The sequence below is a fragment of the bacterium genome (assembly GCA_035945995.1).
GTDB lineage: Bacteria > Sysuimicrobiota > Sysuimicrobiia > Sysuimicrobiales > Segetimicrobiaceae > DASSJF01.
On sequence record DASYZR010000015.1, the window covers coordinates 1 to 21,480 of the forward strand.

General features: G+C 68.1%; 24 protein-coding genes, 1 tRNA gene, 2 pseudogenes and 2 riboswitches. Of the genes and pseudogenes, 14 read left to right on the plus strand and 13 right to left on the minus strand.

Annotation, left to right across the window (positions count from 1 at the left end):
• Positions 1 to 10: 10 nt before the first annotated feature.
• Positions 11 to 463 (minus strand): annotated as a pseudogene (locus VGZ23_01250) (integrase core domain-containing protein).
• Between the two features lie 20 nt (positions 464 to 483).
• On the opposite strand from VGZ23_01250, the gene VGZ23_01255 reads away from it, so the two are divergent.
• On the plus strand, positions 484 to 852 hold the full coding sequence (locus tag VGZ23_01255; GenBank protein HEV2356233.1) for a hypothetical protein: 369 nt from the start codon (positions 484 to 486) through the stop codon (positions 850 to 852).
• A 509-nt stretch (positions 853 to 1,361) separates the two neighbouring features.
• A riboswitch (SAM-I-IV-variant riboswitch) is annotated at positions 1,362 to 1,476 on the plus strand.
• A gap of 71 nt (positions 1,477 to 1,547) precedes the next feature.
• Positions 1,548 to 2,090 (plus strand): hypothetical protein, encoded by a 543-nt coding sequence (locus VGZ23_01260; GenBank protein ID HEV2356234.1) that lies wholly within the window; start codon positions 1,548 to 1,550, stop codon positions 2,088 to 2,090.
• Positions 2,091 to 2,901: 811 nt separating this feature from the next.
• On the opposite strand, the gene VGZ23_01265 is transcribed toward VGZ23_01260, so the two are convergent.
• Positions 2,902 to 3,552 carry a response regulator transcription factor gene (locus tag VGZ23_01265; protein HEV2356235.1) on the minus strand — a complete coding sequence of 217 codons (651 nt, stop codon included), beginning with the start codon at positions 3,550 to 3,552 and terminating at the stop codon, positions 2,902 to 2,904.
• Positions 3,553 to 3,765: 213 nt separating this feature from the next.
• The gene (locus tag VGZ23_01270; protein HEV2356236.1) at positions 3,766 to 4,530 is read right to left on the minus strand and encodes a phosphatase PAP2 family protein; all 765 of its coding nucleotides are present in this window, start codon (positions 4,528 to 4,530) and stop codon (positions 3,766 to 3,768) included.
• Positions 4,531 to 4,769: 239 nt separating this feature from the next.
• Between VGZ23_01270 and VGZ23_01275 the strand changes: the two genes are divergently transcribed.
• Positions 4,770 to 5,102 carry a hypothetical protein gene (locus VGZ23_01275; GenBank protein ID HEV2356237.1) on the plus strand — a complete coding sequence of 111 codons (333 nt, stop codon included), beginning with the start codon at positions 4,770 to 4,772 and terminating at the stop codon, positions 5,100 to 5,102.
• A gap of 89 nt (positions 5,103 to 5,191) precedes the next feature.
• A riboswitch (cyclic di-GMP riboswitch) is annotated at positions 5,192 to 5,278 on the plus strand.
• Positions 5,279 to 5,310: 32 nt separating this feature from the next.
• On the plus strand, positions 5,311 to 5,916 hold the full coding sequence (locus VGZ23_01280; protein HEV2356238.1) for a CAP domain-containing protein: 606 nt from the start codon (positions 5,311 to 5,313) through the stop codon (positions 5,914 to 5,916).
• Here the strand turns inward: VGZ23_01280 and VGZ23_01285 are convergent.
• The 3 genes from VGZ23_01285 to VGZ23_01295 are packed head-to-tail and all read right to left on the minus strand — an operon-like array spanning position 5,894 to position 8,540.
• A complete protein-coding gene (locus VGZ23_01285) occupies positions 5,894 to 7,078 on the minus strand; it encodes a nucleotidyltransferase family protein (GenBank protein HEV2356239.1) in 1,185 nt (394 codons plus the stop codon). The two genes, VGZ23_01280 and VGZ23_01285, sit on opposite strands and share 23 nt — an antisense overlap.
• On the minus strand, positions 7,075 to 7,887 hold the full coding sequence (locus VGZ23_01290) for an ABC transporter permease (GenBank protein ID HEV2356240.1): 813 nt from the start codon (positions 7,885 to 7,887) through the stop codon (positions 7,075 to 7,077). Before VGZ23_01290 ends, VGZ23_01285 begins: the two co-directional genes overlap by 4 nt.
• Entirely contained in the window at positions 7,887 to 8,540 is a 654-nt protein-coding gene (locus VGZ23_01295; GenBank protein HEV2356241.1) for an ABC transporter ATP-binding protein, read from the minus strand. The genes VGZ23_01290 and VGZ23_01295 overlap by 1 nt, the downstream gene beginning before the upstream one ends.
• An 804-nt stretch (positions 8,541 to 9,344) precedes the next feature.
• Between VGZ23_01295 and VGZ23_01300 the strand changes: the two genes are divergently transcribed.
• Genes VGZ23_01300 through VGZ23_01315 form a run of 4 tightly spaced genes read left to right on the plus strand, consistent with a single transcriptional unit; the run spans position 9,345 to position 12,680 of the window.
• Positions 9,345 to 10,064 (plus strand): class E sortase, encoded by a 720-nt coding sequence (locus VGZ23_01300; GenBank protein HEV2356242.1) that lies wholly within the window; start codon positions 9,345 to 9,347, stop codon positions 10,062 to 10,064.
• A gap of 10 nt (positions 10,065 to 10,074) precedes the next feature.
• Positions 10,075 to 10,353, plus strand: coding sequence for a hypothetical protein (locus VGZ23_01305; GenBank protein ID HEV2356243.1), 279 nt, complete (start codon positions 10,075 to 10,077; stop codon positions 10,351 to 10,353).
• Positions 10,344 to 11,213 carry a hypothetical protein gene (locus VGZ23_01310; protein ID HEV2356244.1) on the plus strand — a complete coding sequence of 290 codons (870 nt, stop codon included), beginning with the start codon at positions 10,344 to 10,346 and terminating at the stop codon, positions 11,211 to 11,213. Before VGZ23_01305 ends, VGZ23_01310 begins: the two co-directional genes overlap by 10 nt.
• Positions 11,214 to 11,264: 51 nt before the next feature.
• The gene (locus tag VGZ23_01315) at positions 11,265 to 12,680 is read left to right on the plus strand and encodes an amidase family protein (protein ID HEV2356245.1); all 1,416 of its coding nucleotides are present in this window, start codon (positions 11,265 to 11,267) and stop codon (positions 12,678 to 12,680) included.
• Between the two features lie 19 nt (positions 12,681 to 12,699).
• Here the strand turns inward: VGZ23_01315 and VGZ23_01320 are convergent, their stop codons facing one another.
• Positions 12,700 to 13,047, minus strand: a complete 348-nt coding sequence (locus tag VGZ23_01320; protein HEV2356246.1) for a 4a-hydroxytetrahydrobiopterin dehydratase — start codon at positions 13,045 to 13,047, stop codon at positions 12,700 to 12,702.
• A 71-nt stretch (positions 13,048 to 13,118) separates the two neighbouring features.
• Positions 13,119 to 13,262 carry a hypothetical protein gene (locus VGZ23_01325; GenBank protein ID HEV2356247.1) on the minus strand — a complete coding sequence of 48 codons (144 nt, stop codon included), beginning with the start codon at positions 13,260 to 13,262 and terminating at the stop codon, positions 13,119 to 13,121.
• A 47-nt stretch (positions 13,263 to 13,309) separates the two neighbouring features.
• Between VGZ23_01325 and VGZ23_01330 the strand changes: the two genes are divergently transcribed.
• The 4 genes from VGZ23_01330 (at position 13,310) to VGZ23_01345 (ending at position 17,877) form a co-directional block, all read left to right on the plus strand.
• A complete protein-coding gene (locus VGZ23_01330) occupies positions 13,310 to 14,251 on the plus strand; it encodes a VOC family protein (GenBank protein HEV2356248.1) in 942 nt (313 codons plus the stop codon).
• A gap of 11 nt (positions 14,252 to 14,262) precedes the next feature.
• A complete protein-coding gene (locus VGZ23_01335) occupies positions 14,263 to 17,244 on the plus strand; it encodes an FAD-linked oxidase C-terminal domain-containing protein (protein HEV2356249.1) in 2,982 nt (993 codons plus the stop codon).
• Positions 17,245 to 17,273: 29 nt separating this feature from the next.
• Positions 17,274 to 17,495 (plus strand): DUF167 family protein, encoded by a 222-nt coding sequence (locus tag VGZ23_01340; protein HEV2356250.1) that lies wholly within the window; start codon positions 17,274 to 17,276, stop codon positions 17,493 to 17,495.
• A gap of 178 nt (positions 17,496 to 17,673) precedes the next feature.
• Positions 17,674 to 17,877, plus strand: a complete 204-nt coding sequence (locus VGZ23_01345; GenBank protein ID HEV2356251.1) for a hypothetical protein — start codon at positions 17,674 to 17,676, stop codon at positions 17,875 to 17,877.
• Between the two features lie 21 nt (positions 17,878 to 17,898).
• Here the strand turns inward: VGZ23_01345 and VGZ23_01350 are convergent, their stop codons facing one another.
• On the minus strand, positions 17,899 to 18,255 hold the full coding sequence (locus VGZ23_01350) for a hypothetical protein (GenBank protein ID HEV2356252.1): 357 nt from the start codon (positions 18,253 to 18,255) through the stop codon (positions 17,899 to 17,901).
• A 239-nt stretch (positions 18,256 to 18,494) separates the two neighbouring features.
• Positions 18,495 to 19,430, minus strand: coding sequence for a DivIVA domain-containing protein (locus VGZ23_01355; protein HEV2356253.1), 936 nt, complete (start codon positions 19,428 to 19,430; stop codon positions 18,495 to 18,497).
• A gap of 255 nt (positions 19,431 to 19,685) precedes the next feature.
• Between VGZ23_01355 and VGZ23_01360 the strand changes: the two genes are divergently transcribed.
• Positions 19,686 to 19,760 (plus strand) — tRNA-His (locus tag VGZ23_01360).
• A gap of 179 nt (positions 19,761 to 19,939) precedes the next feature.
• Here VGZ23_01360 and VGZ23_01365 read toward each other — a convergent pair.
• A complete protein-coding gene (locus VGZ23_01365) occupies positions 19,940 to 20,308 on the minus strand; it encodes an AAA family ATPase (GenBank protein HEV2356254.1) in 369 nt (122 codons plus the stop codon).
• A gap of 414 nt (positions 20,309 to 20,722) precedes the next feature.
• Here VGZ23_01365 and VGZ23_01370 point away from each other — a divergent pair, with 414 nt between their 5' ends.
• A complete protein-coding gene (locus VGZ23_01370) occupies positions 20,723 to 21,229 on the plus strand; it encodes an MFS transporter (protein HEV2356255.1) in 507 nt (168 codons plus the stop codon).
• A 20-nt stretch (positions 21,230 to 21,249) separates the two neighbouring features.
• Here VGZ23_01370 and VGZ23_01375 read toward each other — a convergent pair.
• Both VGZ23_01375 and VGZ23_01380 read right to left on the minus strand, forming a co-directional pair.
• A pseudogene (locus VGZ23_01375) lies at positions 21,250 to 21,342 on the minus strand (EamA family transporter).
• A gap of 33 nt (positions 21,343 to 21,375) precedes the next feature.
• On the minus strand, positions 21,376 to 21,480 hold a 105-nt coding region (locus VGZ23_01380; GenBank protein ID HEV2356256.1), incomplete at its 5' end, for an Lrp/AsnC family transcriptional regulator.

Here is a 21,480-nt window from a genome sequence, read left to right on the forward strand (position 1 = left end):
CACTTTGTACCTAAGACATGGGTAACACTTTCGGCCCGAACGGATTTTCGAGCGGTTCCAGCACTCGCGTCTCGAGATCAAAGTAGCCCAAATCATACTCCATAAAGCTGACGAGCCAGATGTCATCCTGCACTTCTTTGATGCCGACGGCTTGACCCGCAAAGACCTGGCTGACGGTGATCTTGTTGCTGCCCAGACAGATGCGCCCACACTCCGTGATGACGATCGTTTTGTCGTGGAGCGGATAGTCGATATCCGGGAGGCCCGTATAGGGGCGTGGGGAGGGGCGGTAGACGTCCGCGGGACATTGCATGTCCGGGGCTTCGTGCGGGCGTTCGTTGTTGAAGACGTCGAGGAATTGATCGAAGCGGGCCTGCTGCTGCAGGAAGTTGGCCGCGGCGGGCTTGGTGGCTTCTTTCTTGCGCGTCAGGTGCATGCGTTCGTGCCGGCCATTCTGGTGGGGCTGGGCTCAAGGCCTTCCTCGTGCGCCGCATCGTCTGCGACTTCATCGCCGCCGCGATCGACCGCACGAGGCCGGAACTCGAGCAATTCATTGCCGGGCATCTGGAGTGCCCGGAGGCAGTCCCGCTCATTTTCACCGACCCCAAGGCCTCGATTCGGGAAATTCGTGAAGTGAAGGTTGAGCCACGGTTCCCCGCCGACTATCCGTCTGTTGACGTCGTCGCGGCAATGAGCGTTTCCCTCACCGCGAGAACGCGACAGCGCGGCCTGAACCTGGGGATACGGACGTTCTTGATCGACGTGCAGGTGGACGCAATCGGCACCGTGCGGGGCGACGGGTACGACGTCGTGCGGCGCCGCGCGCGGCTCGTCGCCTGGTGGAGTCGCTGAAAAGTCAGCCCAGGTTTAGGTGTCCAAGGTAAGCCGCCGACCCCGGCAGGCCGCACGGCGTGGACTTTCACCACATTCACATGATATGTTCGCCACGACGCTGGGCAAAATGGATAGAACGGGTTGTAAGCGAGAGGAGGTCATGCGATGCTTCTTGCGCTGCTTCTACTCGTGGGAGTCGCGCTATGGGCAACGGGTCACCTGCTTGTCCGTTAGCGTAGCAGAATAACACACCAGGTGGGCCCGCGGTGTCCTTTGGATGCCGCGGGCCTCTGATTTCTGACCACTGCCGAATGGGAGCCGGACGAGGTCCCCCGTGCGGCGTGCTGACACCACCCAGGCCGCGATACGTCGGTCAAACCCTTCATCCCAATCACGGATCGTCAAGCAGCCCCGTCCGACCAGACTAGGCAGAGCCCGCGAGTGACCTCCGTCAGCCGACAGCATCTTCCGGGACAACGCCGCCCGCCACGTGCGCCCGTGTGGTATGCTGCAGCCATAATCGCATAAGAGACTATCAAGAGCGGCGCGGCCAGCAGCGCGCCCGGCAACCTGATGGCGACGCCAAGGTGCCCGGCCTCGACGGCGAGGCGATAGGCCCGGAAGGGAACCAAGGTCGCGCACCCCTTCGTGCGCGGAGGGGTTTGGCGTTTCCCCCGCTCTAATTGTGGCTCCCGGAAGGGGAGGTGAGTGCCGTGGCGCAGGAAGACGACCGCAAGCATGACCAGCCTGCCGACGTGCCGTCGCCCGCTGGCGGTGATAGCCGGCCGCATGACGACGAGCCGATCTTCGAGGAGATCGACGACGCCACCGGCGCGATCATCATTGCGCCCGCGCGGCGTCCGACGCCCGCGAGCGGCAGGCCGAACCCTCCGGTGATGAGCCGCGCGGAGTGGCTGAAGGCGCTTGGGGCCGCGATTCGTGGACAGAACAGACGAGGCGATCGAAAAAGGCCTGGCGTTCGTCATCCTCGGCGGGCCCGCGCCCTCGCGGAAGACGCCGAGGGAGCGCGGGGGACCGGCGGTCGGCCGGACGAGAGAAGGGACAAGCCGCGTTTGGGCGGACCCTCACGACCCGAGGGCGAGAAGCCGACGCCGAGACCGGGGGACATCTACGAGATCGAGGACGACACAGGTGCGATCATCATCACGGGCGCCGGGGCCGGGGAGCACGAAGAAGCCCGGGCGAAGCCCGAAGTCGTTCCCATGGGGGACGCGGACGGCAAGAAGGGAGGATGATCACCATGGCGCAGACACCTGACCGTGACGCGAGACGGCCCACCGGTGCTCTGTCGTCGACAGCGGGCGCGAGCCGTCTGAACCGCTGGCCGCTCGTCGACCGGACCCGGGAGGCTATGGAGAAGGGCATTGCCTACAGCCACCGCCATTTTGCCCCCCGCCTTGCTGACACCATGATCCGAGGAAGGAACCCACTGCCGAACCCATGTTCGAAGTCGAAAGATCGTCCGAAAATAGCCTCTCGGGTGATCCCAAGATTCTTGTACTCTGCCACGCTGCGCTCAGGGGCCGTGAGCACAGAATATTCTGCGCGGGGGAGTTCTCCACTCCTCATGATGGCAGGGTAATCCCTGCACGGCCCCCCAACGATTGCTTCATCCGGTTACCCCCGAGCGTTTGCGGAACATGCGCTAAAGAGGGATCCCTCGCGACAAACGCTGCCAATAGAACTCGTACACGAGAAGGGCGATCGCTGCGAGCAAGAGTACCGTGGGCGCCCAGTCCAAAACGTAGAACCCCACCATCCCCGCGACCAGCAGTCCAACAAGCACGGCAATCGCTATCTGGGGCCAGGCGGTGATAACCTTATTCAGGGTGTTCTCCGCCCAGTACGATCCACCGATGGCCGGCCGGCCAGTTGCGATACCAGAGCTCAAGACGCTGAGGGTCAATAGCACGGTCGCGGCCACGAGCAACGAGTGCGGGCGCATCGCATCCTCACCTCCGTCTTGCCGCTCAAGAGTTTGCTCAGTCTTGCTGCAAGCCGCGAGCCTCGCGAGGTCCTCCTCGGGGCAAGAGCACCGGGGGCATGCTAGCCGCCAGCGTGATGAATCAGCAGGCGGTTCTCGACCGCAAAAGCGGCCGCCTGAGTGCGATTATCAAACCCGAGCCGACGATACATGGCTCGTAGGTGCGTTTTCACCGTGCCCTCTGACAGGAAGAGTTTGGCAGCGATCTCCTTGTCGCTCAAACCCGCGGCCACGCCGGTCAGGACGTCGAGTTCGCGTCTCGTGAGCCCACGGATGGGGCGTGCCGATGCCGCGGTGCGCACATCACGCATCGCGGACGGGTACGCCGGCACGTGCCTCACGACGAGCGGGCTGTACATGGTGCTCCCCTTGTGCACGGCGCGGATCGCGTTGACCAGGTCAGCGGGCGAGATATCTTTGAGCACATATCCGTCCACGCCGGCGTCGGCCGCCTTGCGAAGGAGGTCCGGCTCAGCGTACGGGACCAACATCAGGATATGCGTGTTCGGGCATCGCTCTTTGATGGCGCGAGACGCCGCGACGCCGTCTCCGCCCGTCAACATGCGGTCTATGAGCAGAAGGTCAGGGCGTAGGGTCACCGCCTTCGTGAGAGCATCCTGGCCGTCCGCGGCCTCGCCCAGGACCTCGATATCCGGATCCGGCCGCAAGACGGACAGAATCCCGTGCCGGATCAGGGCTTCCTCGACCGCCACCAAGACATGGATGCTCACTATTGAAGACCGCCCTCGGTCCCGTTGAGGCCGTGGTCCTAGGACCTCTCCCAGTAGCGCTGAGGTGACTTGTGTGGTTTGATTTTACGGTTGGCGCGCTGAATTGAGCACTACCTAGGCAGGTAGTTTGCGGGTAGTCCGCGGGTAGATAATCCGGCGCACTGGTTGGGGCCAAACGGACGGCACGTGGGCCAACTAAGCGTCAGGCGGCGCTCCCACAAACCGGACGTCCAGCCAGCGCCATACTTCCCGCACGACTTCGGCGCCTGCCCAACCCAGGCACAGCCCGCCAAGCACCTCAGACGTCCAGTGATCGCCGAGATAGACCAAAGACAACGCCAGGGCGGCGACAACGGCTACACTCAGTCCCGGAACGCGTCGAAGCGCCGTACCGGCGAACAATACGGTCCGTGCCGCATGGCCGGACGGGAACCCGTACGGAGTGTACCCCTGCATCGCCGTCACCGCGGGTAGCGTTCCAGTCACAACGTCCCGGAAGAGTACGGCCATGGCACAAATGGCGAACGCCGCGGCCGCCGGCCACGGCGATACGGCACGGCGACGACGCCTCTCCCGGAGGAGTACCCTCACAAGCCCGCCCGTGGCGGCGAACGCGATCGCGGCGACGGCAACCCACGCTGACGCATCCGGGGTGACGAACGCATCCGCGAACCGCGGCACTTGAATCTGCAGATCGGGGCCTGGATGCACGATCACATGCTCGAAAAAGGCGGCAATCGCGCTAACGCTAATCGTTCCGGCAGCCAGCAGCAGGAGCCTGCCACCGCGCCGCGCTTCACCGAAAAGTAGAATAAGAAGCCCGCTGGCAACGAGTGCCGGAATCATGATCGCGGCATCGGTGAGAGAGACGAGATCGGCGGCGGCGCGGGCAGCACCCGGGAACGCGTTCTGGATCGAGGTGTTCTGCATCGACACCGTGATCGTCCGGTCGACGCGCACGGCGGCCGGCAGCCCGGATGCGATCCCCAGCGCAGCGAACAGAATGAGCGCGACGAGGAAGCGGACTGCGGCAGGACGGAGATGCCGGGCCATCTCTCACACTATAGCCGAAACGACCGTGCCGGTCCGCCGGACCATCATCGCCGACAGGCATGGCCCTGCGGGCGGAAGACGTCCGGGGGACGGCGTACTAGGCGGGGAGGGATCCGGCTTGGTGGCGGCAGCCCGAGGGGAGCGTCATGCTGAGACTTCCGCGTTCGGAAATTGTGGGTCTGATCGTTCTTTGGGTGCTGGCGTCTGGGATCTTGGTCTTCGTCGACTGGATATTCCTCGCCAACGTGAGACTTCTCGATCCGGCGCTTGGCCCGTACCCGTCCCCCGCGGAGCTGTTCGTGGCGAAGGCGTTGCCCGCCGTTGCAGTCGTGACTCTCATCGGCGCACTCGTGCTGTATCGGTTTCGCCGGTATGCCCTTGCCGTCGTATGCGGTCTGCTGCCGGTCGCCCACGGAATCTTCGTCGCTCGCTATGCGCTCAGGTACCTCCTCGAGACATTGAGCAGACACCCATTGTAGGTGGCGAACGGTCCCGGAGAGTCACCCTCACCGACGCGGTTGGATCAAGGTCTAGACCCGCTCTGAGTTGTGCAGTTAGAAATTACGGGCTTCCGAACGGGCAAACCCGTCGCGAGGCGGGGACGCAACGCCTTGGGACTCCCACCAGCGGGTCCGGAGTCTGCCAGGCTGCCGAAGAAGCGTATGGGGCCCCGGAGGGAAAGCACGTATGGCTCGGGGTCGCCATGCGCCGCCGGCGCTCGCAGCGGGTTTGCTCGTCCTTACGCTGCTGCTCGGTCGATCCGCGTTGTTGTCACCGCCGGTTCATGCCGATGGCCACTATGCCATCGTGAGGCTCCCGGTCCAGTCCGCGACGGCGCGCGCCAACGGACAACTCGAGGACTTCGTTCTCATATGGCTCAACCGCACACGTGCCGCTGAGCACCTTGCGCCGCTCAGCGCCAACGCGAAAATCCAAAGCGTTGCTCGGGCGTATGGGCTCGACATGTTCGCGCACGGATATCTGTCCCACGTGTCGCGCGACGGCCGCAGTCTGCGGGACCGGCTCACGTCCACCGGACTTCTGTTGCGCGTCGTGGGCGAGAACCTTGCCTATGCGCCCGCGATTCAGGAGGCGGAACAGGCACTGTGGCAGAGTGCGCCGCACCGGCGCAATATTCTCTACCCGGCGTTCCGCCTCGTGGGGATCGGCGTGATTGACGGCGGCGATGAGGGCGTGATCGTGGTCCAAGATTTTTCTGACGACCCTGCCGCGGATGCAGCGGCGGGCCGGCTCCCCGTCGCACCGTCTCTCATGCAGTCCGCCGTGCGCTAGACGCCGCCTGCCTCCCGCGCGGCCGCCGATGTCGGCGAAGACGGCTGAACACGCGGCGGCCCTGGGTGTCGAGCACCGCCGCGGTCAGCCTCGGATAGACGTCCCAGACGTCTCTGTCGAGCCAGCGTACCGCAGCGACCTGGATCAGCGCCGCAAACGGCGTGTCGCGGCGGAGAATCCGCCGGCACACGAGGCCGCGGAGGTATCTGTCCACTCGGGTGCCGCGGGACGGCGCCAGCGCACGGAATACTTCGGCCGGCACGCTGGCGTCTGTCAGACATGCCGCGGCCGCGAGGGCGAGGCGGAGCGGCGAGCGCGCCCTCGGAGCCTCCACCGCGGCGCTCGCGACAGCCCCCCAGTCGACTCGATGCCGCCGCACCACCTCGGCCATGTCGCGGAGATAACGCAATCGCGGGCGGCTGCCCCAAAGGTGTTTTACGAAATGCGCCGAGAGGGCCACGAGCGTGTCGGCGGGGGAGAGGACGAGCACCGGTTCCGCGTCAATCGTGCCGGCGCACGCGCGCCGCAGCATGGCGTCGTAGTCGAGGCCAAGGCGAAGCGGGTCCGCATCGAAGCGCCAGTGCAGGTCGATCGGTACGTGCCGCCACGACGGGTCCCAATAGACCTGCTCACCCGCACCCAGACTGCGCCGGCCCACCTGGAGCGTCACGTAGCCGGCCTCGCGAACGGCGCGATCGGCCGCCGGGTAATCGCGCCGCGAGATCAGTAGATCGAGATCGTTGAACGGCCGCAGTGCGCTGTCGCCGTACGCAAATCGCGCCAGCGCGGCACCTTTGATCAGGGCCGCCGCGACGCCGGCCGCGCGCAGGCATTGTAGCACCGCGGTGAGCTGCGCGTATGCGGCCGCGCCGTGGGCCGCGGTCCGAAGGGAGACCTGCTCGAGCGCGGTGAGGGCGGAGGCCGGCGCCGCACCGTGCCGCTCCCGCAGGGCCGCCAAGACGAGCGGCGATACCTGCTCTCGGACCGCCAGCGCAACCACGCGCTCCCATTCGGGGCCGGTCAGCGCCGGTGCGAGGGTGCCTCCGGGACGCACGAAGTCGAGTAGCGCCGCTTCCACCGTCGTTAGCGGCCCCCGTCGGGCCGCCGCGTGCGCCGACCGGAGGGACCACGCGTCGTTCTCCTGCCTGAGGAGCGCGGTCATCCGTAACCGCTGACGGCGCCGGAACGCCGGGCTTCGTGCAGGGCCCAGCGCGCTATGACGAGCGATGCCGGGACGGCGACGAGGCACCACGCCAACAGTACGAGCATCGGGGGCAGGAGTGCCGGCAGGCCCGCGCCGCGCAGAACCGCGAGTCTGACCCCGTGCAGCGCGTGGGTCAATGGGACGAACTCAGCGAGGATCCGGGCGCGGGACGGCAAGACGTCCACCGGGTAGAACACGCCGCCGAACAACGCGCCGACGCCTGCCACGATGCCGGTGAGCGGATCGGGGCGCCGGAACAGGAGCACGAAGGCCGCGGAAAGGAGGCCGAGCGCCGCCGAGACCACGGTGCCGAGGCCAAGGATCACCGCCGCGCCGAGAAGGTTCACGCGGCCAAGATCGACGTGGAACACGGCCACGCCGAGGCCGACGTAGAGCGCGGTTTGCGCCAGGGTAAGCAGCATGGGCCACAATGAGGCGCCGACCGCGAGGGTCGGGAGCGAGGCCGGCAGGGTCAGCAAGACGTCAAGGGTCCCGCCGACCTGCTCCTGGCGCACGGCGGCCGCGCAGGCGCCCATCACCGAAGCAAGCAATCCCGAACATGCGATTCCGAGGATCGCGAAAGCGAAGTAATCGCCGCCGTACCGCGCGAGGGACGGCGTCTCGGGCCGAACCAGGCGTCCGAGATAGTAGAGCGTCGGCGTGGCAAAGACGACAGCCACAGCCTGCCAGGCCAAGCCCAGGGTGGACGACCGCGCGAGCCGCCAATCCCTGCGGAGAAAGGCCAGCAGCTGAAAGGCGGTCCTCATCACGGCACCATCAGGAGCGCCCGGTACCGCGACGCGAGAATGTGCCGGTCCCCGCCGACGCGCACGAGGTCGTGCACCGTGCCGTCGACCAGAACGGCGACCCGATCGCAGACGCCTTCGGCCTCGTCGAGATTGTGTGTGGCCAGCACGACCGTGGTTCGTGCGTTGGCCGCAAGGCGCCCCACAAGCGTTTGGACACCCGAGGCGACGACGAGATCCAGGCTTCGCGTCGGTTCATCCAGCAGCAACACCGGAGGCATGCCCAGGAGCGCGCGGGCGATGCCGAGCCGCTGACGCATTCCCGTGGAGTACTGCGCGACCGGCTGATGCGCCATCGGCAGCAGATCAACGAGCTCGAGGACCTCGCCGGTTCGCCTCGCCCCGGCGCCGGGCGACATGCCCAGCAGCCCCGCGAAGAATTCAAGATTCTCACGTCCGCTGAGGCGCCAATAGAAGCCACGCTCTTCACCGGATGCCAGCCCGACCAGGCGCCGGGCTCTTCCCGGCTCTCGAACGAGATCAGCTCCGCCGATACGGGCGCCTCCGCTCGACGGAGGGAGCAGGGTGGCAAGCAGCCGCAGCAGAGTCGTCTTGCCGGCGCCATTTGGACCGACCAGCCCAAAGACTTCGCCGCGGTCAATCTGAAGGGTCACTCCGCGAAGGGCATGCACCGGGCCCTGGCGGCGGCCCAGACCGGGTAGCCGCCAGCGAGAGGGAGAGTATGTCTTTCCGAGGTTCCACGTCTCAATCATCGCTGGTTCGCCGGAATTCCCTGGGAGAGAGGCTAGTTCCCTCGTCCATCGGATGACCGCAGCATCATCCAAACGATAGATTTCGACGGTCTGCTGCGGGGCTATATTCTAGAGTGCGGATGCTTCGTCAGCCGCCTTCTGCCGTGAAAGGGCGCATATGTTACGGCACGGAGTGACAGTTCAACCGATTGCCCTGCAGGTTGGCCAAGTCGCCTCGTTTTCGCCGGTCGCGCCCGCGGTCACCGGCGGAAGCGGGGGGGGCGGCGCCGGAGCTGCGGCGTTTCTGTTGCCGCTGGTCGCCGCGCTATTCGTGCCGTTGATCGCGGGCGTGCCGCGGCAAGCACCAACGGCGTCGCCTCCGCCATCCCCCGCAGTTGCGACTCCGGGAGCAGGTGCGCCGGCAGCCCCTGCCGGCCCGGCGGCCGGGGCGCCGGCAGCGACGCCACCGGCAGCCGTACCACCTCCCACGGGCGGAGCTCCGGTGACGGCGGCCCCTCCCGCACGTCCCGTGGTAGTCCTTCCGCAGGGGCCAACCAAGATCACCGCTCGCCGTCCGGCCGTTGTCCGGCCCCCAGCCGTTCGTCACCCCCGTCGGACGCTGCCTTTCACCGGCGAGGACCTGTGGGTGCCGGTTATGTTCGGATTGCAGCTCATTGGGCTCGGCGCCCTCCTCCGCCGCGGTTTTCGAGTCTTCGGGGGAGGTAGGTGACGCCGCCGGCGATGAGGAAGCGGGCGTCGATCGCGCTCCGGCTGCTGCGTATCCTTTCGACAACCTGTTTCGTGGCCGGCCTTGCGCTCCTCGCGTGGCCGCTGGCGCGGATACTCATGACCGCCTCTGCCACGGGTGAAGCGCAGGCGGAGGCACTGGCCGCTTGGGACCATCAGACCGATCAGTCTCGTCGGGCGCCGAACGGTGTCATGGTGCTGGAGATCCCGCGCCTCGGCATCCGCCGGGCCGTCCCCGACGGTGCGACGGTACAGAATCTGAAACACTACGGCGTCGGGCACATCTCGTGGACGGCATTTCCACCGGTGGAGCACGCCGCCGTCCTCCCTGGACCGGGTCGTTTCACCGGACCGCTCTCGTGGGCCGCTGTTACAGGCCCGACCGCGGCCGGGCGGGATCGCGGTGGGGTCGTCGCCATTGCCGGCCATCGCACGACGTACGGGGCGCCGTTTTTCCGCATCGGCACGCTGCACACGGGCGACGCCGTCATGCTCGTGTACGCCGGCCGGCGCTACGTGTACCGGGTCGACCGGCAACTGACCACGCGGCCGAGCGACGTCGAGGCACTGGACGGCGATGCCGATGAGATCGCGCTCGTGACGTGCACACCGCCGTTCAGCGCCGCGTTTCGCCTGATCGTCTTCGGACACCTCGAACGTACTACGGCCGACCCGGGGGCCCTGGCCACGGGGCGCTGACAATCGAGCGGTGAGTACCTACCGTTTCGTCGGCGCACGACTCGACGATGAGATCATCTTGCTTGATCGCGTCACCTGCCGGCTCATTCATCTGACCGCGGGCGCGGCCAGGGTCTGGGAGGCATGCGGGCCGCCGGCAGGGAAACCGACCGACGGCCGCGCGGCCGCGCGCGCGATGGGAGATGATGCGATGTCCCCGGCCGGTCCGGTTCTCTCGGAGTTCGAGCGCGCAGAAATCGTCCGGCGAACGGATGGCCGATGCGTGCGGGTGCCGGTCGAATGGGTATAGCCCAGGCGGGACGACCGGCCGGTGCGGCGCCGGTCGCCGGCGTCGCATTCCTGCACGGTCCGGGCTGGATGACTGCTCCGGTGGAGGCCGTGCTCGCGTCCGTCGTCCTCCCTTGGGAGCGGATCCCCGAGGTCCAGGTGATGATCGGGACCGACGGGCGGCACGCCGTCGGGCAGGCCAACGGCAACGAACTGTGGTCGATCTCGATTCCGCGACAACGCTGGCTCGAGACTCTCACCGGACAGATCGTCGCCACGATCACGACGCTCCTCAGGCGGCTCGTCTTCGTCCATGCCGGGGCGGTCGAGATCGACGGGCGCGCCTGCGTGCTCATCGGCGACAGCGGCGCGGGCAAGACGTCGACCGTCGCGGCGCTTCTCGCCTGCGGCGGCGCGTATCTCTCCGATGAGGTCGCGCTGCTCGATCCGGAGACGGGCAATCTGGTGCCCTTTCACTTGCCGATGGCGATCAAGCCCTGGACGGCGCGTGCCTCCGGTCCGCTCCCGCCGGGGACGGACGTGGCGCGCCAGGGCGCTGTGGTATTTCGCCGGCCGATTCGTCTCGGCCGGGTCTGCCCGCTTGGCACGGTCGTCTTGCTCGAGCGCGAAGGCCGGCCGGCAGTGACCGAGGTGTCACGCGCGAAGGCGCTGCTGCGGCTCGCGCGCCAGCCGTCGTCGTTCCAGTACGCCGGCCGGACCGGCGAGGCTTTTCGCGCGTGGGCGCGCGCGCTGCGGAACGCCCAATGCCTTCAGCTTGCCGCGCACAGGCCCGCCGCTCTGGCACGGGTCGTCATGGAAATGTCCCGGCGGTCGGAGGGGCAGCCGCCTCCATGTAGTCTCCGAGCACCCGATCTTCCCTGACGGCCGGCAGCCTGCCGGCCGCCAAAGAGCATCGCCCGGGGGTCGAGCCAGGTGGCAACGAGCGACCTGTGTTTCACGCCGGCCCTGGAGTTGGACCGGTTGATTCGCGCCGGCGACGTATCGCCGGTCGAAGTGACCGACGCGGTCCTCGATCGCGTCGCGCGCCTCAACCCGGCGCTCGGCGCGTACATCACCGTGACCGGCGACCTCGCCCGCGCGCAGGCGCGGGAGGCGGAAGCGCGGGCGCGCCGCGGCGAGCGGCGCGGGCCGCTCGACGGGGTGCCGTATTCGGTGAAAGATCTCGAGGACACCGCGGGGGTTCGAACCACCTACGGGTCCCGGTGGTTCGAACAGCACATTCCGTCCGAAGACGGCGCCGCGGCCGGCCGGCTGCGCGCCACCGGCGCGATCCTCGTCGGCAAGACCAACACACCCCACTTCGGCCACAAGGACATGACGGACAATCTCATCGGCCCGCCGTGCCGCAACCCATGGCGGCTCGACCGTACGTCCGGCGGATCGTCGGGTGGAGCTGCGACGGCCGTCGCCGCCGGGCTTGGACCGGTGGCGCATGGCTCCGACGGCGCCGGCTCGATCCGCTGTCCCGCGGCCCTGTGCGGGGTGGTGGGGTTCAAACCGTCGTTCGGCCGGGTGCCGTCTTATCCCAGCCCCGATCCCTGGGCGGCGCGGTCCCACACTGGTCCGATCACCCGGACCGTCCGGGACGCCGCGCTGGTGCTGTCCGCCCTCGCGGGGCCGGATCCGCGGGACCCGCTGTCGATCGACCGGCCCGCGGAAGACTATGTCGGCGGCTGCGACCGCGGCGCGCGCGGCCTGCGGGTGGCCTGGAGCGCCGATCTCGGATATCTGCCCGTCGACCCGGAAGTCCGCGCGATCGCGGAAGGCGCCGCCCGCCGGTTCGGCGACCTGGGCTGCAGCGTCGAAGCGCCGGCGCTCGGCTGGCCGGATCTGCGGGAGCCGCATCGGGTCATCTGGGAGGTCGGCGTCGCATCACGCCAGCAGGACCGGGCGCGCGAGCATCCGGAGCGGATGGAGCCGTCACTCCTCCGGATGGTCGTCGCCGCGGGCCGGGTGAGCGCGCTCGACTACGGCCGGGCGCTCCTCGCGCGCGCGCCGTTCTACCAGGCCGTCCGGCGGTTCTTCGAGGGCTACGATCTGCTGCTCACGCCGACGATGCCGGTGGCGGCATGGCCGGTCGAGCCGGACAGCGGCGCGGTCATCGACGGCCGCGAGGCGCCGACGCTGCTCGAGCGCCTGACCTTTACCTTCCCGTTCAATCTCACGGGGCAGCCGGCCGCCTCGATCCCGTGCGGCTGGACGCACGAAGGACTGCCGGTGGGTCTCCAAATCATCGGCCGCTGGCACGCCGATGCGGACGTGCTCCGCGCGGCCGCCGCGTTCGAGGCCGCCTCACCCTGGATCGATCGCCGGCCGCCGCTCGAGTGAGCGCGGGATCCGGCCGGGTCTAGACCGCGCGCGGCCGGGCGGCGACGCGGTCGATCTTCGCCGCCATCACGAAGTCGGCTTCCGCGAGTCCTTTGATCTTGTGCGTCCACAGGTCCACGCGGACCTGTCCCCAGCTCACGTGCAGGTCCGGGTGGTGATTCTCCGATTCGGCGACCGGCGTAATGGCGTTGACGAACTCGACGGCCTCGACGAAATTCTTGAACCGGAACACCTTGACGAGCATGCGGTCGTCTTCGACCTGCCATCCGTCAAGTTGCGCGAGGAGCGGAGCCAACTCCGCACGGCCGAGCGGCGGAACACCGCCTTGGCACGGAACACAGGGGCGGTCCGCAAGGCTACCCGCCATGACGATCACTCCTTTCGTCGCGGTCGGAGCCGCGGCCTCATCCCCGGAGGCTATTGTAGCACCGGCGGCGGTCACACGTCCTCCGGATCGACGTACTCCTCTTCGTCGGGCACGAACCGCCGGTGGCAGTGGGGGCACTCCACCGCTTCGTCGTCCTCCGGCGCCTCGAACCGCAAGAACTGGACGCCGCAGTGGGGGCAGAGGAGGCGGATCATGGGCCCCGCCGGAGGATGGCGCGCGGATCATCGCGAACGCCACCCTGATGGCGGACCCGCCGCTCGACCCCCGCACCACGGTCGGACATGTGCACCTGCGCGTGGACGACCTTGCCGGCTCGCTCCGTTTCTACCGGGACCTGCTGGGCTTCCGGGAGGCGTGGAGCGGCGAGGGCACCGTGATGCTGTCGGCGGACGGCCGCTACCCGTTCGCCCTCGGGCTCACCGCCACGACGGATGACGCGCCACGCCCGCGCCGGCGATGCGGACTGTACCACGCCGCGTTCCTGCTGCCCGGCCGCGCGGCATTGGGCCGGCTGCTCCGGCGACTGCTCGAGCACAACGTCACCCTCGACGGGGCGTCGGACCATCTCGTCAGCGAGGCGCTCTACCTGCGCGATCCCGAGGGAAACGGACTGGAACTCTACGCCGACCGGCCGCGGGAGCAATGGGCGTGGCGGGACGGCCGGGTCGAGATGGCGTCGGAGCCGCTCGACATCGCGGGGTTGCTCGCGGAGGGCGGCGAGCGCTCCGCCCCCGTGTCCGGGGGGACCCGTCTGGGGCACGTCCACCTGCGCGTCTCCGATCTCGGCCGCGCCGAGGCCTTCTACCACCAGGCCCTCGGGCTCGACGTGACGACCCGCGAGTACCCCGGCGCGCTGTTTTTCTCGGCCGGCGGATACCACCATCATCTCGGCACCAACGTCTGGGCCGGCCAGGGCATTCCGCCGGAGGCGAGCGAAGGTCCCGGACTGTGGTACTTCACCGTGCGGGTGCCCGCCCCGGCGGACCTCGCCGGCGTCCGCGCCCGGCTCGGCGCCCACGGCCTCGCCGCGGGCGGCGAGACCGACTACGGGCCCTGTCTCGGGTTCGGCGTCCGCGACCTCGATGACATTCTCGTCCTCCTGACCGCGGACCGGTCACCGCTGCCGGATCAGCCGTCCTGGATGCCGGACCGCGTGCCGCTCGGCGCGGTCCGCGCGACGTAGCCGCGTCCGGCGTGCAGATCGCCCGCGAGGCGGGACCCGCCGCCGCAAGCTCCGACCTGCAGGACCTCGTCGCCGAGCTCCGCCGCCGCGTTCGCGGCGAAGTGCGCTTCGACGCCGTGTCGCGCGCGCTGTATAGCACCGATGCCAGCATCTACGAGATCGAGCCGCTCGGCGTCGTGCTTCCGCGGGACGCGGACGACGTCCAGGCGGTCGTGGAGGTCACGCGCGCCGCCCGCGCGCCGCTCCTCCCCCGCGGCGGCGGCACGAGCCTGGCCGGCCAGACGGTCGGCCGGGCGGTGGTCCTCGATTTCTCCAAGTACATGAACGCCGTGCTCGAGGTGAACGCGGAGGCGGGTTGGGCGCGGGTGCAACCCGGGATCGTCCGCCACGAGCTGCTCCGCGCGCTCGCACCCGCGGGGCTCATCTATGGTCCCGAGACGTCCACCAGCACGCGCGCGACGATCGGCGGCATGATCGGCAACAATTCCTCCGGGTCGCGATCGATCGTCTACGGCAAGACCGTGGATACGGTCGCGGCACTCCGCGTACGCCTCGCCGACGGTACCGGCGCCGTGTTCGAAGACCTGGCGCCGGCGGAGGCCGCCCGCCGGGCGGGCGGCGACGGCACGGGAGGGCGCCTCTACCGCGAGGTGGCCCGCATCGTCGCCGCGACGCGCGACGAGGTGGCGCGGCGGTTCCCGCACGTGCAGCGCCGCGTCGGCGGGTACAATCTCGACGAATTTCCGGCCGGCGGCCCGGTCAACCTGTCGAAGCTGATCGTGGGCTCCGAGGGGACGCTCGGGATTGTCACCGAGGCGACCGTGCGGCTCGCGCGCCGGCCCGCCGCGACGGTGCTGGCCGTCTTTCAATTCGACGACATCGTGCCCGCCTTGGAGTACACGCCCGAGATGCTGGCGACGAATCCGACGGCGGTGGAGCTGACGGACCGGCTCATCATCGAGATGGCCCGGCAGACGCGGGACCTGAGTCAGCGCCTCACGTTCGTCGACGGGGATCCGGGAGCCGTTATCGCCGTGGAATACGCCGGGGAAACCCGCGAGGCGCTGATCCCCGCCCTCGACGCGCTGGAGGCCCGGATGCGGCGCGCGGGCTACCGGGGCGCGATGCGGCGCCTCCTCGAACCCGCGGCGCAGGCCAATCTGTGGGCCGTCCGCGAGGCCGGGGTGGGGCTCCTGCTCGGCATGAAGGCCGCGCGCAAGCCGGTCGCGTTTGTCGAGGACTCCGCCGTCGGGCCCGAGCGGATCGCGGAGTATACGCGCCGCTTCCGGGAGATCGTCCGGCGCCACGGGACCGAGGCGTCCTTCTACGGTCACGCGAGCGTCGGCCTGTTGCACACGCGCCCAATGCTCGACCTTCGCCGGCCGCGGGATGTCGCGGAAATGCGCCAGATCGCCGAGGAGATCGGCGATCTGGTGCGCGAGTTCGGGGGCGCCCTCAGCGGCGAGCACGGCGACGGCCTGTCGCGCGGGGAGTTCCTGGAAAAGATGTTCGGACCGGTGCTCTACCGGGCGTTCCGCGAGATCAAAGCCGCCTTCGATCCCGCCTCACGCATGAATCCGGGCAAGATCGTCGACGCGCCGCCGATGACCGAATCGCTGCGCTACCGCGCGGAGGAAGCCGCCCCGCCGGCCACGATTCAAGATTTCGCGAGCGACGGAGGGTTCCGGAGCGCCATCGAGTTGTGCAGCGGCGTCGGCGCGTGCCGGAAGCCGCGGGGGGGCACGATGTGTCCGTCGTTTATGGTGACGCTCGACGAGGCGGACAGCACCCGCGGGCGGGCCAACGCGCTGCGGGCGGCGATCTCCGGCCGGCTTCCGGGGGAGGGTCTTACGAGCCGCGGCCTCTACGACGTGATGGACCTCTGCGTCGCGTGCAAGGCCTGCAAGGCTGAATGCCCCAGCAACGTCGACATGGCGAAGCTCAAGCACGAGTTCCTGGCGGCGTACTACGCGCGGCACGGCCTGCCGCTGCGTGCCCGGCTCTTCGGACACGTCGCCGCGCTCGGGCCGCTCGCGTGCGCCGTGGCCCCGCTGGCGAACTGGCTCCTCGGCAGCGCCCCGGCGCGGTGGACGCTCGAGCGGGCCGGGATCGACGCCCGGCGGCGGCTCCCCGCCTTCGCGCGCCGGCGGTTCACCCGGTGGTGGAACACCAGGGGGACCGCGTCCCCGGGCCCCCCGGCAGCCGGCGCGGCGGAGCCGGGCGGGAGGTTCGCCCGCGTGCCGGGGCAGGGCCGCGTTGCGCTCTTCGTCGACACGTTCACGGAGTATTACTATCCGGAGATCGGCCGGGCGGCGGTGCGGCTCCTCGAATCGGCAGGGTGCCGGGTCGAGCTCGCGCCGCTCTCGTGCTGCGGCCGCCCGATGTTGAGCAACGGGATGCTGCGCCAGGCGCGGGCGCTGGCCGCGCGCACGATGGACCGGCTGCGGCCCTTGGTTGCCGCCGGTGTCCCGATCGTGGGCCTGGAACCGTCCTGCATCGTCACGTTCAAGGACGAATACCCGGACCTCGTGCCGGGGGACGCGGCGCGCTCCCTCGCCCAGGCGAGCTACGCCTTCGAGGAGTACCTCGCGGCGCTCGACGCCGCCGGTGTACGCCCGCTGTACGTCCCGGCGGAGCGGCGCGCGCTGATGCACGGACACTGCCACCAGAAGGCGATCATTCGGACGGGTCCGGCGCTCGCCGCGCTGCGCGCGGTGCCCGGGCTCACCGTCGAGGAGATCGACTCCGGCTGCTGCGGCATGGCCGGGTCGTTCGGAGTGGAGCGCGAACACTACGACGTCTCCCTGGCGATGGGCGAACGCGTGCTGTTCAAGGCGATCCGGGCCGCGCCGGGCGACACGCTCCTGATCGCGTCCGGGACCTCGTGCCGCCAGCAGATCGCGCACGGCACCGGCCGGCGGGCGGTGCATCTGGCCGAGGCGCTCGCGCAGGCGCTTCCGGCCGGGGCCGCCGCCGCCGCGGCGGGCGGTTGAGCGGCCCTGTGCGGGCGGGCGAGGTGCGCGTGACCGTGCATGTCGCCGTGCGCGCCCGGCGAACCGCGGTCGAGCCGCGTCCGGACGGCGGTCTTCGCGTCGCCGTGACCGCGCCGCCGCACGACGGACTGGCCAACGCGGCGGTGGTCGCCGCGTTGGCCCAGTACTTCGGCGTGGCTCGCAGCCGGGTGCGAATCTTGCGGGGGCGCCGCGGTCGCCGCAAGGTAATCGAGATCGTCCCGCCCGCCTGACTGATGCCACAAGCCCACCGCCGGGGCAATATTGGATTCATTCACGCGAAGAATTCACATAGAAAACAGAGAAACATTTCAAGGAGACTGCGGTGGTCGAGAAGAAGAAGCATTGCACCGCGAGGGAGCCTCGGTGCGGCTCTGGGTCCGCGCGCGCAGGATCGTCAGGGGGAACGGTATGCAGCTGAAGGAGACGGTGCATCATCTTACGGACATGATTTGGGAGTTGGAGCAACGATCGAAGCATCCCATGGAAGACGCGATCCTGACCTACGTGCGCGATGCGGTGGCCGCAGAAATCGAGTACCGGCGCCGTTTGCATGAACTGGACCGCAGACTGGCCGAACTGAAGAACGTTCAGGAGATTCCGGCCTCGGCCTGACTGCCCGGCGGTGGCCGCCCGTTACCGGAGTTCGTCCGCGAGATGCTCCCACCTGCGGGCGTGTGCGCTCAGCGCTCGGAATTCCTCCAACAACTCCCGCCGTCGGTTCGCCACGAGGGCCGAGGCCGTTGGATCATTCCGGCCGATACACCGGTTCGCAACTCCCTCCACGGCGCGCGCATTCGCCGCCGTCAGATTCAGCTCCCGGAGCAGGTTGTAGACGTCACGTCGCGCGGCGGTGTCTTTGAAACCGGCCGGCCACTCGAGGTGTCGATCAGCGGCGGCGGCCAGCTCGTCCAGACGTACGAATGCGATGACGCCTCCGGCACGGTTGGCATCCGCTATGAGACGCTCGAGAATGCCGGCGATCTCCGGCAATCCGACCCTCAGCATCCTCCGAAAGCGACCCCTGGATCGATTGCGGGCAATCCGGAGCCGAACGTACTCCGCGATGAGCCCTGTGATGATCGCAAGTACGGCGCCGAGAACGATGGACCATGCTTGGCCCACGCCGATGTTCCCCCCAAAGACGCCGATGAATTCCGGCCAGCTTAGGACCAGCGCTGATTGCTTAGGCCGTTTGCTAAGACATCAATCGTTGGCCAGTCGTTAGTGTTTCAGGCGCGCAAGACCGCGGCCAGACGACGCAGCAGGGAGAAGACGCTGATCGCCCCTCCCATGATGACCCAGGCAATGACGGCGCTCAGAGGGGACACTTGGAGAGGCCCTTCGCGCGCCGAATGGGAGGCCGGATCGGTTACGCGTTCAGCCGGGACGGCGGCTTCCGCGCCGGCACCAGGCGCCGCCGCTCCCACGTCCAACACGGTTGACTGGGGCGTCGTATCGGCGGTCTCTGGCTCGGTTTCCGACCCGGGCGCCTTCAAACGCCGGAGGGGCTCCACCGTCGTGCCATTCCGCAAGTCGGCGTGCCGGTCCTCAAGGCAGCGCTCCAAGAGAGAAGCCACGTCGTGCTCCACGGATCGTTGGGCCTGCCGAAACGTTTGGTGTGCATCGATGACCAGCTTGTCGGCCGCGGCCTGCAGCTGAGTGAGCAAGGCCGCTCCCTTCTCTCTGGCGGCCTCGACGATGTCATCCGCATCCTGCTGGGCTTTCTGGAGGATCTCGGTGGCGGTCCGGCAGCCGGCCTGGACGACATCGGTCGCGATCATCTCGGCCTTGCCCACGAGCTCGTCTGCGTCCGCCTGCGCGGTCCGCACGAGCTCGTCCGCCGTCTTCTGTGCCGTAAGGAGCGTGCGGGCGATCACGGCCTCCTGCTCTTGGTACGCGGCGGCAGACTGCTCGGCGGCGTTCAGTCCCGCCCGCAACGTTTCAGCCTCGGCGGCTGCATCTCGAAGCTGCGCTTCCAGGGCCGTGCGCTCATGCTCAAATACGTCGACCAGGTCTTCTACCGTCGCGTCTACTGCGGCGACAAATTGACTCACTTCTCTCGGGTTCACTCCGAAGACCCTGCGCGAGAACCTTTGAGCCGCGATCCTCGAAACGGCCGACGGGGGAGCGGTGAGAAAAGCGGAATGCCTCAGTGTGTTCTGCATCGATACGGCCACCTCTGCTGCGATGATGAGTGAGATTGGCGCGCGAATTCACCGTCCATCCGCCTAGTTCCTGTCAACTTCCATAGAATTTTCTAACCTTCGATCGTGGTGCATTGGCCATTCGGACCCAATCCCGATTCGCGTATAACTTTTCCTGGGTTTCGCTATCACATCTCGCTCAGATCGTGCGGGTGGGTACCCACCCTGTGTCGCCTGGACGCTTCGCGAAGGCGGATGCTACAATCACGCCACGTGGTGGCTGTAGCTCAAGGGCAGAGCACCAGACTGTGGCTCTGGGGGTTGCGGGTTCAAGTCCCGTCAGCCACCCCATATGTATCAAGGGGTGCCGCGCTATCACGTCGGGACGAAGGACGCTTACTGTAGCCAAATTGTAGCCAATCTCGCTCCTTAGCATCCCGCGATGGGTAGTGCCGGTTGGGCACGCGCGTAGGCAAAACCGCCCAGGTCCTCGGCCGGGGCAGGGCGACAGGCTCCAGCCTGGTAGCGGATTAGTGGGTTGTCGCGTACGGGACGCTGGTCGCGAGCACTCGCAGGTGCGGACACGCCCGAAGGAGGGTGTCGGTCAAATGAGCGCACGCCGCCACCAGATGCTCGCAATTGTCCAGGATGATGAGGGCTGATTTGGGCCGCAGGGAGTCCGCCAGCGTCTCGGTTAACCCCCGTCCTGGCTGCTCGGGCACGCCGAGCGCGGAGGCCACCGCGTTCGGAACGAGGCTCGAGTCGGACAACGGCGCCAACTCCGCCAGCCATACTCCGTCGGGAAACTCTTGAAGGACCCCAGGGGCCACCTGCAGGGCCAGTCGCGTCTTGCCGCACCCGCCCGACCCGGTCAGCGTGAGCAGCCGCGCCGTGCCCAACAGGCGCTTGACCTCAACGATCTCCCGCGCGCGGCCAATGAAGCTAGTCAGTTGCGGAGGAAGGTTGTGGAGACGCTGGGGAGGAGGCGGGACCATGCGGCTCTGGTGCCGAGCGGATTGGGTCGGCCGTCTTCTGACCGGTCGCTTCGCGACCCGCTTTCTGGGCCGACGAATCATTCGCCAGCCTCCATGACCAAGGATCGCGGTCAGAGGTTCGAAATGGCCGTTCGGCGGACCGGCGCTGGCCCCCTTTCGGGCGCCACCCCCATGAAGTTACAGCTTGCCCTCGTGGCTCGCCAGACTTATTGGAAGGCTCAGGGAAATCAAATCGAGGCCGCGGGAGGGTAGAAAAACCGTCGCAAAATTTCGAGGCCGGTTTGTCTCACTTTCAGGTGGGCAGGACACCTCTGATCGATATTTCTCCACGCCGCCGGCAGCGCTGTCGGGGCGGTTCTCGGATCGGCCATCACCGGACGGATAGCACGGTCCCTGGGCATCGGCCCGACCTACATACTGGGGTGCGTGCTGTTCCCGGCACCGTTGGTGCTCGTGCCGGCGGCGTCGGGCCCGGCGCTGGTTATCCTCGCGTTCCTGTTCGCCGCGAGGTTCGGCTCAGGGTTGGGCGTGATGATCCTCGATATCAGCATCGGCTCGATCTTCGCGGCGCTCATTCCGCATCAACTCAGATCCCGTGTCTCAAGGGCCTTCACCGTCGTAAACTACGGGGTCCGGCCGCTTGGCTCGCTTGTGGGCGGGCTGCTCGGAAGCGCGATTGGCCTTCGACCGACACTCTGGATCGCCACGGTCGGAGGGGTCGCCGGCGTCCTCTGGTTGCTGCGGTCCCCCATGCCTCGCCTGCGGACGCTGGACCACCCGGTCGAGGTCACTCCGGGACGCGACGTCGAGGGTACGAAGTTCTGATGTCATGCCGCTAATTCAGTCAATTGATCGCAGACATAGGGGATGACCGAGGATGAGATGCCAACACCCACAACCGCTCCGAGGAGCGGCGGACTAAGCAACGCCGGCGCGGCCTGCCCGATGGCGATCGGCAGCGCCGCGATCGTTCACGAGAGGCGGCGCTCGTCTGCGGGCAGCGGGACCGGCCGCAGCGGAACAGGCGACGACTGCACAATGGACGTCGTCGTCTGCCCGTACGCGAGGAAGCGATC